This is a genomic window from Shimia sp. W99 (assembly GCF_053851455.3).
In genome coordinates, this window is record NZ_JBSQBU020000001.1 from 3,029,162 (window position 1) to 3,043,910 (window position 14,749).

Annotated in this window: 14 protein-coding genes; 9 read left to right on the forward strand and 5 right to left on the reverse strand. The window is 58.6% G+C overall.

Annotation, left to right across the window (positions count from 1 at the left end):
* The first annotated feature begins 173 nt into the window (after positions 1 to 173).
* A complete protein-coding gene (locus ACS3QZ_RS14770; RefSeq protein ID WP_456038531.1) occupies positions 174 to 890 on the forward strand; it encodes a sulfotransferase-like domain-containing protein in 717 nt (238 codons plus the stop codon).
* A 30-nt stretch (positions 891 to 920) separates the two neighbouring features.
* Here ACS3QZ_RS14770 and ACS3QZ_RS14775 read toward each other — a convergent pair whose 3' ends face one another.
* Both ACS3QZ_RS14775 and ACS3QZ_RS14780 read right to left on the reverse strand, forming a co-directional pair.
* Positions 921 to 1,202, reverse strand: coding sequence for an SCP2 sterol-binding domain-containing protein (locus ACS3QZ_RS14775; protein WP_093092306.1), 282 nt, complete (start codon positions 1,200 to 1,202; stop codon positions 921 to 923).
* A 97-nt stretch (positions 1,203 to 1,299) separates the two neighbouring features.
* Entirely contained in the window at positions 1,300 to 2,526 is a 1,227-nt protein-coding gene (locus ACS3QZ_RS14780) for an argininosuccinate synthase (RefSeq protein ID WP_093092308.1), read from the reverse strand.
* A gap of 135 nt (positions 2,527 to 2,661) precedes the next feature.
* Between ACS3QZ_RS14780 and ACS3QZ_RS14785 the strand changes: the two genes are divergently transcribed.
* Positions 2,662 to 3,393 (forward strand): hypothetical protein, encoded by a 732-nt coding sequence (locus ACS3QZ_RS14785; protein ID WP_456038532.1) that lies wholly within the window; start codon positions 2,662 to 2,664, stop codon positions 3,391 to 3,393.
* A gap of 79 nt (positions 3,394 to 3,472) precedes the next feature.
* Here the strand turns inward: ACS3QZ_RS14785 and ACS3QZ_RS14790 are convergent, their stop codons facing one another.
* Entirely contained in the window at positions 3,473 to 4,573 is a 1,101-nt protein-coding gene (locus ACS3QZ_RS14790) for a hypothetical protein (RefSeq protein WP_456038533.1), read from the reverse strand.
* A 278-nt stretch (positions 4,574 to 4,851) separates the two neighbouring features.
* Here ACS3QZ_RS14790 and ilvA point away from each other — a divergent pair, with 278 nt between their 5' ends.
* Positions 4,852 to 6,090, forward strand: a complete 1,239-nt coding sequence (gene ilvA / locus ACS3QZ_RS14795) for a threonine ammonia-lyase IlvA (protein WP_456038534.1) — start codon at positions 4,852 to 4,854, stop codon at positions 6,088 to 6,090.
* A 3-nt stretch (positions 6,091 to 6,093) separates the two neighbouring features.
* On the opposite strand, the gene ACS3QZ_RS14800 is transcribed toward ilvA, so the two are convergent.
* Positions 6,094 to 6,417, reverse strand: a complete 324-nt coding sequence (locus ACS3QZ_RS14800) for an Hpt domain-containing protein (protein ID WP_456038535.1) — start codon at positions 6,415 to 6,417, stop codon at positions 6,094 to 6,096.
* A 209-nt stretch (positions 6,418 to 6,626) separates the two neighbouring features.
* On the opposite strand from ACS3QZ_RS14800, the gene ACS3QZ_RS14805 reads away from it, so the two are divergent.
* Positions 6,627 to 7,868 carry a PP2C family protein-serine/threonine phosphatase gene (locus tag ACS3QZ_RS14805; protein ID WP_456039348.1) on the forward strand — a complete coding sequence of 414 codons (1,242 nt, stop codon included), beginning with the start codon at positions 6,627 to 6,629 and terminating at the stop codon, positions 7,866 to 7,868.
* On the opposite strand, the gene ACS3QZ_RS14810 is transcribed toward ACS3QZ_RS14805, so the two are convergent.
* The gene (locus ACS3QZ_RS14810) at positions 7,865 to 8,302 is read right to left on the reverse strand and encodes an NUDIX hydrolase (protein WP_456038536.1); all 438 of its coding nucleotides are present in this window, start codon (positions 8,300 to 8,302) and stop codon (positions 7,865 to 7,867) included. The two genes, ACS3QZ_RS14805 and ACS3QZ_RS14810, sit on opposite strands and share 4 nt — an antisense overlap.
* Positions 8,303 to 8,379: 77 nt before the next feature.
* Here ACS3QZ_RS14810 and hslO point away from each other — a divergent pair, with 77 nt between their 5' ends.
* The 5 genes from hslO (at position 8,380) to ACS3QZ_RS14835 (ending at position 14,714) form a co-directional block, all read left to right on the forward strand.
* Positions 8,380 to 9,372 carry an Hsp33 family molecular chaperone HslO gene (gene hslO, locus ACS3QZ_RS14815; RefSeq protein ID WP_456038538.1) on the forward strand — a complete coding sequence of 331 codons (993 nt, stop codon included), beginning with the start codon at positions 8,380 to 8,382 and terminating at the stop codon, positions 9,370 to 9,372.
* Positions 9,359 to 9,964, forward strand: a complete 606-nt coding sequence (locus ACS3QZ_RS14820; RefSeq protein ID WP_456038540.1) for a CoA pyrophosphatase — start codon at positions 9,359 to 9,361, stop codon at positions 9,962 to 9,964. Before hslO ends, ACS3QZ_RS14820 begins: the two co-directional genes overlap by 14 nt.
* The gene (locus ACS3QZ_RS14825) at positions 9,961 to 11,121 is read left to right on the forward strand and encodes a CCA tRNA nucleotidyltransferase (RefSeq protein ID WP_456038541.1); all 1,161 of its coding nucleotides are present in this window, start codon (positions 9,961 to 9,963) and stop codon (positions 11,119 to 11,121) included. The genes ACS3QZ_RS14820 and ACS3QZ_RS14825 overlap by 4 nt, the downstream gene beginning before the upstream one ends.
* 496 nt (positions 11,122 to 11,617) lie before the next feature.
* Positions 11,618 to 13,459: an ABC transporter ATP-binding protein gene (locus tag ACS3QZ_RS14830; protein ID WP_456038542.1), complete on the forward strand. Its 1,842-nt coding sequence runs from the start codon at positions 11,618 to 11,620 to the stop codon at positions 13,457 to 13,459.
* A 40-nt stretch (positions 13,460 to 13,499) separates the two neighbouring features.
* Positions 13,500 to 14,714 (forward strand): class I SAM-dependent RNA methyltransferase, encoded by a 1,215-nt coding sequence (locus ACS3QZ_RS14835; protein WP_456038543.1) that lies wholly within the window; start codon positions 13,500 to 13,502, stop codon positions 14,712 to 14,714.
* The last annotated feature ends 35 nt before the right edge of the window (positions 14,715 to 14,749 follow it).

Here is a 14,749-nt window from a genome sequence, read left to right on the forward strand (position 1 = left end):
TGCTTTGATCGCGCGTCCGGCGCAATTGGCTGACATCAAATGTCACGGCTTGGTGAAAACGATTTACCTCTTGGCGGCGCTTTGGCCATTCACTAGCGTCGCGACGAACCGGTTCCCGATACCGACGCAATACCGACGTAATACCGACGCGATACCGAACAGGAGAATGCCACGTGAAACTTGCCATGTGGAGCGGTCCCCGCAACCTTTCGACGGCCATGATGTACAGCTTTGGAAACCGCCCGGATTGCGCCGTGGTCGACGAACCCTTCTATGCTGCCTACCTCAAACTAACCGGGATCGACCACCCGATGCGGGACGAAATTCTGGCCAGTCAATCGCAAGACCCGGAACAGGTTGCAGCAGCTCTATCAGGCTCTAATCCAGCCGAAAAGCTGCTTTTCTATCAAAAACACATGACCCAGCACATGGTGCCCGGCGTGCCCCGAGACTGGATGCGGGAGGTGGTCAATGTCTTCCTGATCCGCCACCCCGCCCGCGTCATCGCCAGCTATGCGGCCAAGCGAGAGAACCCAACGCTCGAAGACATCGGTTTCCCGCAACAGGCCGAACTCTTTGATCTGGTCGAAAGCTGGGGTCAGACACCGATCGTGATCGACAGCCACGACATCCGCGACAACCCAAAGGTCATGTTGGAAAAACTATGCGATGCCATAGGGTTAGACTTCGTTCCGGCCATGCTGAACTGGCCCAGGGGCGGCCACAAGGACGATGGCGTCTGGGCGCCCCATTGGTACGGTGCGGTCTGGAGCTCCACGGGCTTTGCCGGAGCCGAAGGCCCGCCACCCGAGGTGCCAATGCATTTGCAGCCGGTGTTGGATGACGCGCTCCCGATCTACGAAAAGCTACGTGCACATCGGTTGAGTTGACTCAAGGCGCTCATTCGGTCGGTTGAGTGATCAGCCCAGCAGCTTGCCTAGCTTCATCGCCACACCCATGTCACCTGAAACCTTGAGCTTGCCCATCATAACGCCGGTCATGGGGTTCAGCTTGCCGGTCAGCAACTTCACGAGATTTTCATCGGTAATACGGATCGTGCAATCGGTGTCCTGATCCACGGTTGTCGCGGTCCCGTCGGCCAAAACGACAACGCCCGCGTCACCGCAATCGAACTTCAAAGACCCGTCAAAACTCTTGGATGCCAGCTCCGCCTGCATCCGCTCCACAACCTGCTCCAGCATGTTGAACCCTCAAATAGAAAATGCCCGCCTAACTGCTAGGCGGGCATTCCCGAACTCTCAACGATGACGTGGCTTCCGCTTACGTCAACGTTAGCAATTATTTGCCCACGCGCTTGTTGCGCACTGCGATAAGCTTGAGCCGCAGCGCCTGAAGCTGGATAAAGCCCGCCGCATCTTTCTGGTCATAGGCACCCGCGTCTTCTTCGAAGGTCACGTGCTCTTCGGAATACAGCGAATGATCCGACCAGCGGCCCACAGTGCTTGCCAGACCCTTGTAGAGTTTCACGCGCACGGTGCCGGTGACATGCTCCTGACTCAAGTCGATGGCGGCCTGCAGCATTTCGCGCTCTGGGCTATACCAGAAGCCGTTATAGATCAGCTCGGCATATTGCGGCATCAGCTGGTCCTTGAGATGCATCGCGCCGCGATCCATGGTGATCGACTCGATTCCGCGATGGGCTTCAAGAAGGATCGTGCCGCCTGGCGTTTCATAAATGCCGCGTGATTTCATGCCCACGAACCGACCTTCGACAAGGTCCAGACGGCCGATGCCATGCTTGCGGCCATACTCGTTCAACTCGGTCAGGATCGTCGCCGGGCTCATTGCCACGCCGTTGATCGACACGGGATCACCCTTTTCAAAGCCGATCTCGATATATTCCGGCGTATCCGGCGCGTCCTCGGGATGCACGGTGCGCTGGAATACATAATCGGGTGCCTGCTCGGCGGGATCTTCCAGAACCTTGCCCTCGGACGAGGTGTGCAACAGGTTTGCATCGACCGAGAACGGCGCTTCGCCGCGTTTGTCCTTGGCGATCGGGATCTGGTTCTTTTCGGCAAAGTCGATCAGACGGGTGCGCGAGGTCAGGTCCCACTCCCTCCAGGGCGCGATCACCTTGATATCGGGGTTCAGCGCATAGGCTGCCAGTTCGAAACGTACCTGGTCGTTGCCTTTACCGGTTGCGCCATGCGCGACGGCATCCGCGCCGGTTTCTTTGGCAATCTCGACAAGACGTTTGGAAATCAGCGGGCGCGCAATCGACGTGCCCAAAAGGTACAGCCCCTCATACTGCGCATTGGCGCGGAACATCGGGAACACAAAGTCACGCACGAATTCTTCGCGCACGTCTTCGATGTAGATGTTCTCGGGCTTGATCCCCAGCATCTCTGCCTTCTTGCGGGCGGGTTCAAGCTCTTCTCCCTGGCCAAGGTCGGCCGTGAAGGTCACGACTTCGCAACCATATTCGGTTTGCAGCCATTTCAGGATGATCGAGGTATCGAGGCCACCGGAATAGGCCAGGACAACTTTCTTGGGCGCGGACATGTCTAATCCCTCATACGTCTATCGCAGGCGCGATACCGGGTTTTGCGCCGCAGGGCAAGGGACGCGCAATCGTGACTTGTCAAACCATGATCAAATGCCGCTACTCTGGGCGCGACAAACCCGAAAGGACGCGCGATGAACATTGAGCTATTCAAACATTCCCTGCGGCTGGTGGTCGGCAACTGGCAAACCTCTCTGCGGCTGTCTTCTCCACTGGTCGTGATCATGGTTCTGGGGCTGGTTCTTGTCGGCCCCGAGTTCTTTGTGCAAGAGCCCGATCCAAGTGGCCGCACCGAGGTTTCGCCAACATCCAGCCTGCTGCAGCTGCTTCTGGCGATTTCCGCGCTTTGGGTCGCCGTGGCGTGGCACCGTTTCATTCTTCTGGAAGAATACCCGACCGGGGCCGTGCCCGCCTTTCATGGTGGCCGGATGCTGGCTTATTTCTGGCGGGCATTGCTCATGGGGCTCACCGTCGGCCTTGGCGCGGTCCTGATTGTTACCGGTGTCTGGCTTGTGCTCTTCTGGGCCGCGCCTTTGGCCGTTTTGATCACCATCGTCGTTGGAATTGGAACAAGCTGGGCCTTTTATCGCCTTTCGCCGATCTTGCCAGGTGCTGCCATCGAACAACCGCTCACGATGGGGCAAGCGTGGCAGGCGACCAAACCGATCTCCGGTGCTATCCTTGCCACCATGTTTCTCTTTGTTGTCTCGATCGTGGTTCTTGTCTTTGCCGGTGCGCTGGTCGCTGGGGTGATTCCCCTCCTGGGAGGCCTAGTGCTTTTGGGGATCAACTGGCTCTACATCATGCTCGGGATCAGCATCCTGACAACGATCTATGGCATCGCGGTCGAGAAACGTACGGTCTGATGGCCAAGCCACACCCCGATCCAAAAAACCCGGCCTGACTGCGGGCCGGGTTTCGCAAGGGATACATCACGTCAAATCGTCAGGTGGCCGAGTCTTCTTCGGGCTCGGTGATGACACCCGTCGTTTCCTCGGTGGTTTTTGCATCTTCAACCGCCGCAGAGATGGCTTCGCTGCTGTCTGACAACCGATCGCGTAGCGCGCCCAAAAGGTCTGCCTTTTGCGCTTCCGTGGCATCTTCGCTCTTGTTCCAGCTATCCATAATCCCGGTTTCGGCAGCAGTGACGGCCTCAAGAGCCGCTTCGGCCTCTGCAATTTCTGCCTCTGACGGCTCGGATGCGGTAACATCCGTCCGCGAAGCCGTATCTCCGCCCAGGGCTGCGATCGCATTGTCCACGTCCGGATCGGTTTCGGCGCCCGTAACGGCTGCGTCATAGTCCGCAAGAGAGGCAAAACCGTTCTCGGCAAGCGCGTCCGACAAAGCGGTTTCGTCTTCACGCGCGGCTTCGATTTCGGCAATCGGTTCGATGCCGTTCAATGCACCGAAATAGCTCTCGACGTCGGTATATCCGGCGTGGGTCAGAGCGTTTTCCAGATCAGCGAACATTTCGGCAAGCCCGACCACGTCCGCGGCGCCAATTGCATTGTGATCAGCAATCGCAAGTGCGGCCACCGCTCCGACAGGACCGTTGGTGTTCCCGTTGGCAATATGCGCCATAACCGCGTTGATGTTGGCATTGAAGGCTGCGTTCATGCTTCCCAACTGATTGGCTCGCATACCGGCGATGGTTTTGGGGCCCTTCGATGTTGGTGCTGCCTTGGCGGTTTGGGTGCTCTTGGCGTGCGCGGCTTTATTTGCCTTGCTTTTGCTGATGCCGAAGATATCGCTGATGGTCGCTTTGAATGATTTGCCATTTTGACCAGATTGACCACGGCCCGCGTTTGCCGCCGACTTGCCTGCACCGTGATCTTTCCCGACGCCTTGACCATGGCCTTGGCCATGCCCGCCGTCGTTGCCGCCAGTGTTGCCATTTCCTCCACCATTGCCGCCGCCATTTCCACCGCCATCGCCATTCTTGGCATAAGCGGCGTCGGCAACGACAAAGAGCGCCGCTGTCGAAACGCTTCCGAACATCAACGTTGAGATTGCAAGGATTGCGAAGGTTCTTCCGGTAAATCGCATGTTTGTCCTCCCGTTATTCTGGGCTGTTACTCTGGTAAAGCAAAGCCGGAGCTGTTCATGAATTGGTTTGGCGCACAATTGCGATAGAATTGTGGCACTTGCATATCTGTGGCGAATTTCCACTCTCGAAAACGGTTAATCCTGACCGACCCATAATCCGGCAGAGTTTTGCCGGGGGGCGGCACAATCGTGCCGATTGTTTTGGCTTCGGTTGCGCAATTCTCCTATGGCCACGCGCGTCGGCCTTGTTAAAAACAAGCCTCAAAGGGGACAAACCGATGAAGACTTTTCAGGATCAGGCCAAGGCTGCGGAACAGGCCATGCGCCACGTTTTTCCGGCAACACCGCTCATGCGTAACGATCATCTGTCCGCAAGGTTCGGTGCGGAAATCTGGCTCAAACGTGAAGACCTGAGCCCTGTCCGGTCCTACAAGTTGCGTGGTGCCTTCAACGCCATGCGCAAAGTTCTGGACGACGATCCGCTGCAACAGAATTTTGTCTGTGCCAGTGCGGGCAACCACGCACAGGGCGTCGCTTATATGTGCAAGCATTTCGGGGTGCATGGAGTCATCTTCATGCCCGTGACCACGCCCCAGCAAAAGGTTTTCAAAACACAGGTGTTTGGCGGAAAAAATATCGAAATCCGCCTTGTTGGAGACTATTTTGACGATACCCTCGCCGCAGCGCAGGGATATTGCCGTGCCGAAAACGCCGCCTTCCTGTCCCCGTTTGACGATGACGATGTGATCGAAGGGCAGGCGTCCGTCGCGGTTGAAATCCAAGCACAGCTTGGCCGTTTACCAGACCGGGTGATCCTGCCGGTAGGTGGGGGCGGGCTCTCTTCGGGGGTGCGCAGCTATTTCGGCGATCAAACCGCGTATACCCTCGTCGAACCCGCTGGCGGCGCCAGCCTTGCCGCGGCGCTCTGGGCAGGAGAGCCGGTGACGCTTGATCATGTGGATAGTTTCGTGGACGGGGCGGCGGTGGCGCGAATTGGCGAACGCACCTTTGCCCGTTTGCGCGACATCGATGCCAGGGATGTTCTCGCTGCGCCCGAAGATCGCATCTGTACCACCATCATCGAGATGCTGAATGTTGAGGGCATCGTGCTTGAGCCTGCTGGTGCGCTGGCGGTCGATGCACTGGTTGACATCGCTGATCAGATTCGGGGCAAGACGGTGGTGTGTGTCACGTCGGGCGGAAACTTTGACTTTGAGCGTCTTCCTGAGGTCAAGGAACGCGCCCAGCGCTATTCCGGCGTGAAAAAGTACTTTATCCTGCGCATGCCTCAACGTCCCGGCGCGTTGCGCGATTTTCTCGAAATCCTCGGGCCGGAAGATGACATTTCCCGGTTCGAATATCTCAAGAAATCGGCGCGCAACTTCGGGTCTGTCCTTATCGGTATCGAAACCCGCCACCCGGAGAACTTCGACGCGCTGTTTGCCCGGCTGGACAAGGCCGGGCTGACCTATACTGACATTACCACCGACGAAACCCTGGGTCAGTTCGTGCTCTAACCCTCAGGCGGCGGCCAGCTTGCTTTCGAACTCGGCCTTGGAGTCGAAAAAGCTCTGAATGGTTTTGGCGAGGTCGACCGTTTCCGCCTTGCCGCTGGCTGCGGCGACTTCGCCTGCCTGACACAACAGCGAAAAGGCGTGAAACCCGAGATTCAATGCGCTGCCTTTGAGAAAATGCAGATCGGCCTCCAGCCGCCCGAGCTCCGGCTGTGTCTGCAATCTTTCGATCACCTCTTCTACCTCGTCGAGAAACAGCTCGACCACTTCATTGAAATCCTCTGCGCCGATCTCATCGCGCAGCTCCTCGACGCGCTTCCAGTTTATCATCGGTCTCTCCTTGGTTTCAGCAAAGGCTGACAGGAAAGCCTTAACAAAGTCTGGGTATTCAGCATTTGAATCACTTCAATTTTAGGTTTGACCTGCCGTTAAGGGGCGCGGCTCTAAACCCTTGGAAATTGTCGTGAACAACAGCGTAAAAGGTTCTTGTTTTGCATTTGACTCCGGCTCAAAGCAGCAATTCGGAAACGGATCAGGAGATGCATCCCGGCGTGATCCAGCGGGTTTTGCTGGTGGATGACTCGCGCGTCCAGCGCCGGATCCTCAGCGTATCACTCAAGCGGGACGGGTACGAGGTGATCGAAGCGGCGTCCGGGCAGGAAGCGCTTGAAATTTGCCGGACGACACGCCCGGATCTCGTCCTGTCCGACTGGATGATGCCGGAAATGGACGGGTTGGAGTTCTGCCGTGAATTCCGTGCCTTGCCCGGTGATGACTATGGCTATTTCATCCTGCTCACGTCCAAGAGCGAAAAGGCCGAAGTGGCGCAGGGTTTCGATTCCGGTGCGGACGATTTCCTGACCAAGCCCGTAAACGCCTATGAGCTGCGCGCCCGGATCAGTGCTGGCGAACGTATCCTTCGGATGCAACGCGAACTGACCGAAAAAAACCGCGTCATTTCCGACACGCTGGACGAATTGCAGCGTGTCTACGACTCGCTGGACATGGACCTGATCGAGGCCAAGAAACTGCAACAATCCCTCGTGCCGGATCGGTTTCGCGATTTCGGTCCGGCGGCGGTGTCGTTGCTTTTGCAATCCTCGGGGCATGTGGGCGGCGACCTTGTTGGGCACTACCGGATCAGTGATACCCGTATCGGCCTCTATTCCATCGACGTTTCCGGCCATGGCATCAGCTCCGCTTTGATTACCGCGCGCCTGGCGGGCTACCTGTCTTCTTCCTCTCCCGAACAGAATGTCGCCATGCAGGTGTTGCCCGATGGCTCTCACATTCATCTCGAACCTCAACAGGTGATCGCGCGGCTCAATGACATCACTCTCGATGAGATGGAGACCGAGCACTATTTCACGATGCTTCTGGCCGATGTCGATCTTCAAACCGGCATCATCACCATGTCGCAGGCCGGGCACCCACACCCCCTGATCCAGCGCGCGGATGGCACGATTGAACAGGACGGACCGGGCGGGTTGCCCGTAGGCTTGATTCCGGGGGCCGAGTTTTCGCAGTTCACCGTTTCGCTCTCCCCCGGCGACCGGCTCATGATGCTGTCGGATGGGGTCACGGAATGCCCCGACCAAAAGGGGCACATGCTCGGCGAAGAGGGTTTGGAGCGGCTTGTCTCCGACTATGCCGGTCACGACCTTGAAACCATGCTTCAGGCGATGGTCTGGCAGCTTGACGAATTCACCGGGGGGCAGGGGTTCCCGGATGACATCTCGGGAATTCTGCTGGAATACCGCGGCACCAGATCGGGCAACTAGCGCAGGAACAGACCTGCAAAGTGGCGATCTCCCGCATTGCCCAGCAACTCGATCGCCGCCTCGACAGTCACCCAATGCGCACTATGCCCGGCCTCGGTCGGCGGGCCGATCCGGTGCGCCGGGCGGGCAAGGTAAATCGTGCAAAGTTTTTCGGCCCACATGTCATATTCCGGCATGAATACGAACCGGCGAAACGCCCCAAGCCGTCGTGGCGCGCCCATGGTCCAGCCTGTTTCCTCGTAGACTTCCCGATGCAGGGCGGACACAGGCGACTCTCCGGGATCAATTCCCCCGCCGGGAAGCTGGAACTCGTCATCCGGCTCTTCCTGATAGGTGATCAACATCCGATCACCCTGCAATAGAACGGCATAGGCGCCGGGGCGCATCCGGTACTGAACATCCACCCGTGGCGGCTCTCCGAACCTCGGTATCATGTTGCGACCCCTTTTTGTTGCCCTTGTCGCCCTTATATAGTCGCGGTATGGCAAGGGAAGGCCGATAAGGAAACCCCATGACTCTTGGAACCAAAATCGCCTGGGACGACACTGTATTGCCGTTCCAGCTGGATAAATCTGATATGCGCGGGCGCGTCGCACGTCTGGACGGCGTGTTGTCGGGCGTGCTGAAACAGCATGACTACCCGCTACAGGTCGAAGCGCTGGTGGCCGAAATGGCTTTGTTGACCGCGTTGATCGGGCAGACGATCAAGCTACGCTGGAAACTGTCGCTTCAGGTCCAGACCAACGGCCCGGTGCGCATGATCGCAACCGATTATTATGGCCCCAGTAAAGAGGGCGACCCGGCGCGCATTCGCGCCTATGCAAGCTTTGATGCTGACCGGATCACCGATGCGGCCCCGTTTGACCAACTGGGTGAGGGCTATTTTGCCGTCCTGATCGATCAGGGCAACGGTACCAAGCCCTATCAGGGCATCTCCGCCCTGACCGGCGGTTCGCTCAAGGCGTCTGCCGAGGCGTATTTTGCCCAGTCCGAACAGCTGGCCACCCGCTTTTCGCTACGCTTTGGCAAATCCATCGAACCCGGTGTGCCAGAGCATTGGCGCGCAGGTGGCGTCATGCTCCAGCACATGCCCAAGGCCTCACCCCATGTGACCGGCGAAGGCGGCAGCGGTGAAGGCGGGATTCTTCTGGCGCAGGATGTGCTGAACGAAGATGACAGCGAAAACTGGAACCGCGTGAACATCCTGCTCGATTCCGTGGAAGATCTCGAGATGATCGGTCCCTCCGTGGCGCCAACCGACCTTCTCATCCGCCTGTTCCACGAAGAACAGCCCCGCGTCTATGATGCGCAGCAGGTCAAGTTCGGCTGCACATGTTCCGAGGACCGCGTGCGCGCCAGCCTGTCTATCTACTCGGCCAAGGACATCGAAAAGATGACCACGCTCGAAGGCCGCGTCACCGCCGATTGCCAGTTCTGCGGCGCACATTACGATCTTGATCCCAAGACTGTTGGCAAAGACGCGCAAGAGGTTGACGGTGCCTGACCCACTTGCCCCGGTACTGCGTGCGCTGACCCTTGAAAGTGGCGCTTCGTCGGATTTCGACCTCAATCCCGACGTTGTGCTGCCCAAGGGCCGCAAACTGCGTCCGGCCGGAGTGTTGGTGCCGATTGAGCTGCGCGGGGATGTGCCGCATGTCATCTTGACCAAACGCAGCTCCCATCTCAAGCATCATCCGGGCCAGATCGCCTTTCCCGGCGGAAAGCAGGACGACGGTGATGTGGACGTGATTGCTGCGGCGCTGCGCGAAGCGGATGAGGAAATCGGGTTGCCCACCGACAATGTCGAGGTTCTGGGCACTTTGCCTGCCCATGAAACCGTCACCAGCTTTACCGTGACCCCCGTTTTGGGCCGAATCAGAGACAAGTTCGAAATCATTCCCGAACCTGGTGAGGTGGAAGAAGTGTTCTCGGTGCCCTTGGCACATGTCACGGACCCGACCCGGTTTTCGGTGCAGTCGCGCCGCTGGCAGGGAACAAGGCGTCACTATTTCACCGTGCCATTCGGCCCTTATTACATCTGGGGTGCCACTGCGCGTATCCTTCGGGGATTGGCAGACAGGATGCAAAGCCCATGAAACTCACCGGCGACTGGATCAATGCCCCGGAAACGCAGGCCGTGTGCCGCATGCTGACCGATGCGGGGTTCCAGGCGTTGTTTGTTGGCGGGTGCGTGCGCAACGCGCTTCTGGGGGTCGAAGTCAATGACATCGACATCTCCACCGACGCGGTGCCGACACGTGTCGTGGAGTTGGCACAGGTTGCCGGTCTGAAGGCGATCCCAACCGGGATTGATCATGGCACGATCACCGTCGTGTCGAACCATGTTCCGCATGAGATCACCACCTTTCGCAAGGATGTTGAAACGGATGGTCGGCGCGCAGTAGTAGCCTTTTCCACTCAGGTTGAAGACGACGCGCATCGCCGCGATTTCACGATGAACGCGCTATATGCGCGTCCCGACGGTACGGTAGTCGACCCCTTGGGCGGGATGGTCGACCTTGTAAATCGGCGGGTCCGCTTTATCGACGATGCTGATCTGCGCATCCGCGAAGATTACTTGCGCATCCTGCGCTATTTCCGGTTTCACGCATGGTACGGCGATGAAGAGTCCGGGATGGACCCCGAAGCATTGTCTGCGATCGCCGGAGAAATCGAAGGTATGGCCACCCTGTCGCGCGAGCGTATTGGCTATGAGATGCGCCGCCTTCTGGGGGCGCCCGACCCGGCTCCCGCTGTGGCCGCGATGCGCAGCACGGGCGCGCTGGGCGCAGTGTTGCCGGGCTGTGACGACAAGGCGCTTGCCCCGCTTGTACATTTCGAAGCCGCGCTGGGTCTGTCGCCTGATCCGATCCGGCGTCTCGCCGCGCTGGGAGGCGAAGATACAGGCGAGGCGTTGCGGCTGTCCCGGAAACAGGTCCGCTACCTGCGGGACATGCGTGATGGACTGGCCGGGATGCAGGGGGCTGCAGAGCTTGGCTATCGTCATGGGTCGCAGATGGCGCTGTCCATTCTTGCGCTGCGCGCCGCCGTTTTTGAAATGCCGATGGTTGGGAATGTTGTGGCAGAAGCGGCACGTGGCGCACGCGCGACATTCCCGGTAAAGCCCGCTGACTTGATGCCGCAGATAACCGGACCCGCGCTGGGTTCGGTTTTGCAGCGGCTGGAAACCATGTGGATTGAGTCGGGTTTTGCGATGGACCGCGCCACGCTCTTGCAGGCGGCCTTGTCCTAAGCACGCGCTCCCGCGCCTTCGGCTTGGGAATGGCTCAGCAAAGCTGAGCCTGTTTGGGGGCCTTGCCCCCGTCGCCTTGGGGCGACTCCCCCAGGGTATTTTCCGGAAAAAGAAAGATCAGGGTGGCGGGGCATGTGTTTTGGACGCTTGTCAGAAATGCGCCGTTCGATGGATTAACCGGGCTTTCTGGCGGAACGATACCGATGCAATACCGACGTGAAACCGGCGCCATGCCGATTGCCAAAACCCTTGAAACGCGGGTGTTAACCGATGATTCGCGCCATTTGGCAGGCGGCATGCGTTCGATCGCCGTCACAAACTCTTAACCTGCGGGCCGATTGACAGGCGGGTTCTGGTACTGCAGCATGTGTTCGTACCGGACCATGGAGGGTGCAAGATGTATCGCGGGATCTGGCTGAGCTAAGCCCATACCACCGCCAGCGCGGGCCATTTGGCCCGCACGCTACACCTTGCCGTTTTCCAATCAGGTTTCCCCATGTTCAAGTTTTTCGAGAATCTCGTTGATCCCTATTGCGACTATGTCGAAGAGGATCATCCCCCCAGACGTCTCTGGCCGTTCATGGCGCGTTACATGCGCCCCTTTCGAAAGGTTTTTGTCCTTGCCACAATCATGTCCGTGATCGTGGCTGCTGTCGAAATCGGGTTGATCGGGTACATGGGGCGGATTGTCGATCTGTTGGCGGGCGACCCGTCTCAGGTCTGGGAGGAACACAGCAGCGAGCTAATCCTCGTGGCGTTGTTCGTCCTGTTTCTGCGTCCTGCGCTACAGGCGTTGGATGTGTTGTTGCTGAACAATACGGTGCTTCCGAACTTCGGAACACTGATCCGCTGGCGGGCGCATAAACACGTTTTACGTCAATCGGTTGGCTGGTTCGAGAATGACTTTGCCGGGCGCATTGCAAACCGGATCATGCAGACTCCACCCGCTGCCGGAGAAGCTGTGTTCCAGGTGTTTGACGCAATCACGTTTTCCATCGCTTATTTCATTGGCGCTGGCCTCCTGCTTTCGGATGCGGACCCACGGCTGGTGGTTCCGATGCTGGGGTGGATCGCGCTTTACGCCTGTCTTGTGGGGTGGACGATCAAGCGGGTTGGGCCTGCGTCCAAGACTGCATCGGATGCGCGTTCTCGGGTGACGGGTCGGGTGGTGGATGCCTATACGAACATTCATTCGGTCAAGCTTTTTGCCCATAATCAGCGCGAGCTGGACTATGCCCGGGACGCGATCGAGCATTCGCGCAAGACTTTTCAGGTCGAAATGCGGATTTATACGTTGATGGACGTCATGCTGGTGATGCTCAACGGTATCCTCATCGTGTCCGTGGTGGGCTGGGCGGTCTGGCTTTGGATGCAGAGCGAGGCTACGGTGGGCGTGGTCGCGGCAGCGACAGCGCTGACTCTGCGGCTCAATGCCATGACGGGATGGATCATGTGGGCGCTGACGTCGTTCTTTCGGCAACTGGGGGTGGTTGCCGAGGGCATGGAGACAATTGCGCAACCGATTGACCTTGTTGATTCCACAAACGCCAAGCCCTTGCAAATGTCTGAAGGGAAACTGGAAATTCAATCCCTGTCGCATCACTATGGCCGAGGTGCCGGGGGGCTGGACAAGATATCCCTGACCATTCAGCCCGGCGAAAAAATCGGACTGATCGGGCGGTCCGGTGCGGGAAAATCGACGCTGGTGAAGCTGCTGCTGCGCTTTTATGACGCCGAGCAGGGCCGTATTCTGATCGACGGTCAGGATATCGCTCAGGTCACACAGGACAGTTTGCGCGACGTCATCGGGATGGTGCAGCAGGATAGTTCACTTCTGCATCGTTCCGTGCGGGATAACATTCTCTATGGGCGCCCCGACGCCACGGAAGATGAGATGATCGACGCCGCGAGAAAGGCCGAGGCGCATGAGTTCATTCTAGATTTGGAAGACCCGGAAGGCCGCAAGGGCTATGACGCTCATGTCGGAGAGCGCGGGGTCAAACTTTCGGGGGGACAGCGGCAGCGGATCACGTTGGCGCGGGTCATTCTCAAGGATGCACCGATCCTTCTTCTGGATGAAGCGACCAGCGCGTTGGACAGTGAGGTCGAAGCCGCGATCCAGGAAACGCTATATGGGATGATGGAGGGCAAGACCGTGATCGCAATCGCTCATCGCCTGTCCACGATTGCACAGATGGACCGGATTCTGGTTTTGGAACAGGGACATATCGTGGAACAGGGGAGCCATACCGGGCTTCTGGCAATGGATGGTTTATATGCCAGCTTCTGGGCGCGGCAATCAGGTGGATTCCTCAATGCGGATGGAGCCGCCGAGTAGGCATTTGACCAATGCCCCGGCACCGGGTTAGGTGCCGGGCATGACGGAACATGTGATTGAACGGTTGGGGCATCAGGGCGACGGGATCGCTGTGGGGCCAGTATTTGCACCGATGGCCCTGCCGGGAGAGGTGGTCAGTGGCGTTGTCGAAGGCAACCGCCTGACGGATATGCGTGTCGTGACTCCATCCGAGGACCGGGTCAAACCGCCTTGTCGACACTATAAAGCTTGCGGCGGATGTCAGCTGCAACATGCGTCGGATAAGTTTGTCGCGGATTGGAAGGTGTCGGTCGTACGGCAGGCGCTTACCGCACAGGGGATCGAAGCAGACATGCGTCCGATCCTGACGTCCCCGGCGCAGTCCCGGCGGCGCGCAGTGATATCGGCGCGGCGCACCAAGAAGGGGTCGACGGCTGGTTTTCATGCCCGTGCGTCAGACGTGATCACCGAAATTCCCGATTGCCAACTTCTGGACCCGGGTTTGCTGCCCGCGTTGGCGGTGTCGGCGGATCTCGCCAAGGTGGGCAGTTCACGCAAGGGTGAGGTTTCAGTGACAGCGACCTTGTCCGAGGTCGGTCTTGATCTTGCCGTGGTGGGCGGTAAGCCGCTGGACGGACCCTTGATGGCACAGTTGGCACAGGAAACCGAACGGCACAGGCTCGCGCGGCTGACATGGGGCGGCGAAACTGTCGCGACCCGTGTCTCACCGGTTCAAACCTTTGGCGCGGCTGACGTCGTTCCGCCTCCGGGTGCTTTTCTGCAAGCCACGCCACACGGCGAAAACGCGCTTTTGGGTGCTGTGCAGGAAGCGATCACCCAAGGGGCCAAGGGCGTTGATTTGTTCGCCGGTTGCGGAACCTTTACACTCCCTTTGGCAGAGCGCGCTCAAATGCACGGGGTCGAAGGGGAAGCTGCCATGGTCGAGGCGCTGGATGCGGGGTGGCGTATGGCTCAAGGGCTCAAGCAGGTAACAACCGAAGCCCGCGACCTGTTTCGAAATCCGATCATTGCCAGCGACTTGCGCTATGATTTTGCGGTGATCGATCCGCCGCGCGCCGGAGCCGAGGCGCAGGTGGCCGAATTGGCTCTTTCCGATCTGAGCGAGATCGCTTTTGTGTCCTGCAACCCAGTCACCTTTGCACGGGATGCGGCCATTCTGATCAGGGGTGGCTATCGTCTGGATTGGGTTCAGGTCGTGGACCAGTTCCGATGGTCGGCGCATGTCGAGCTGGCCGCGCGGTTCGTCCGTGTCTGACTTTCACACAGGCGTGAAGCGCCAAAACGGGCTTT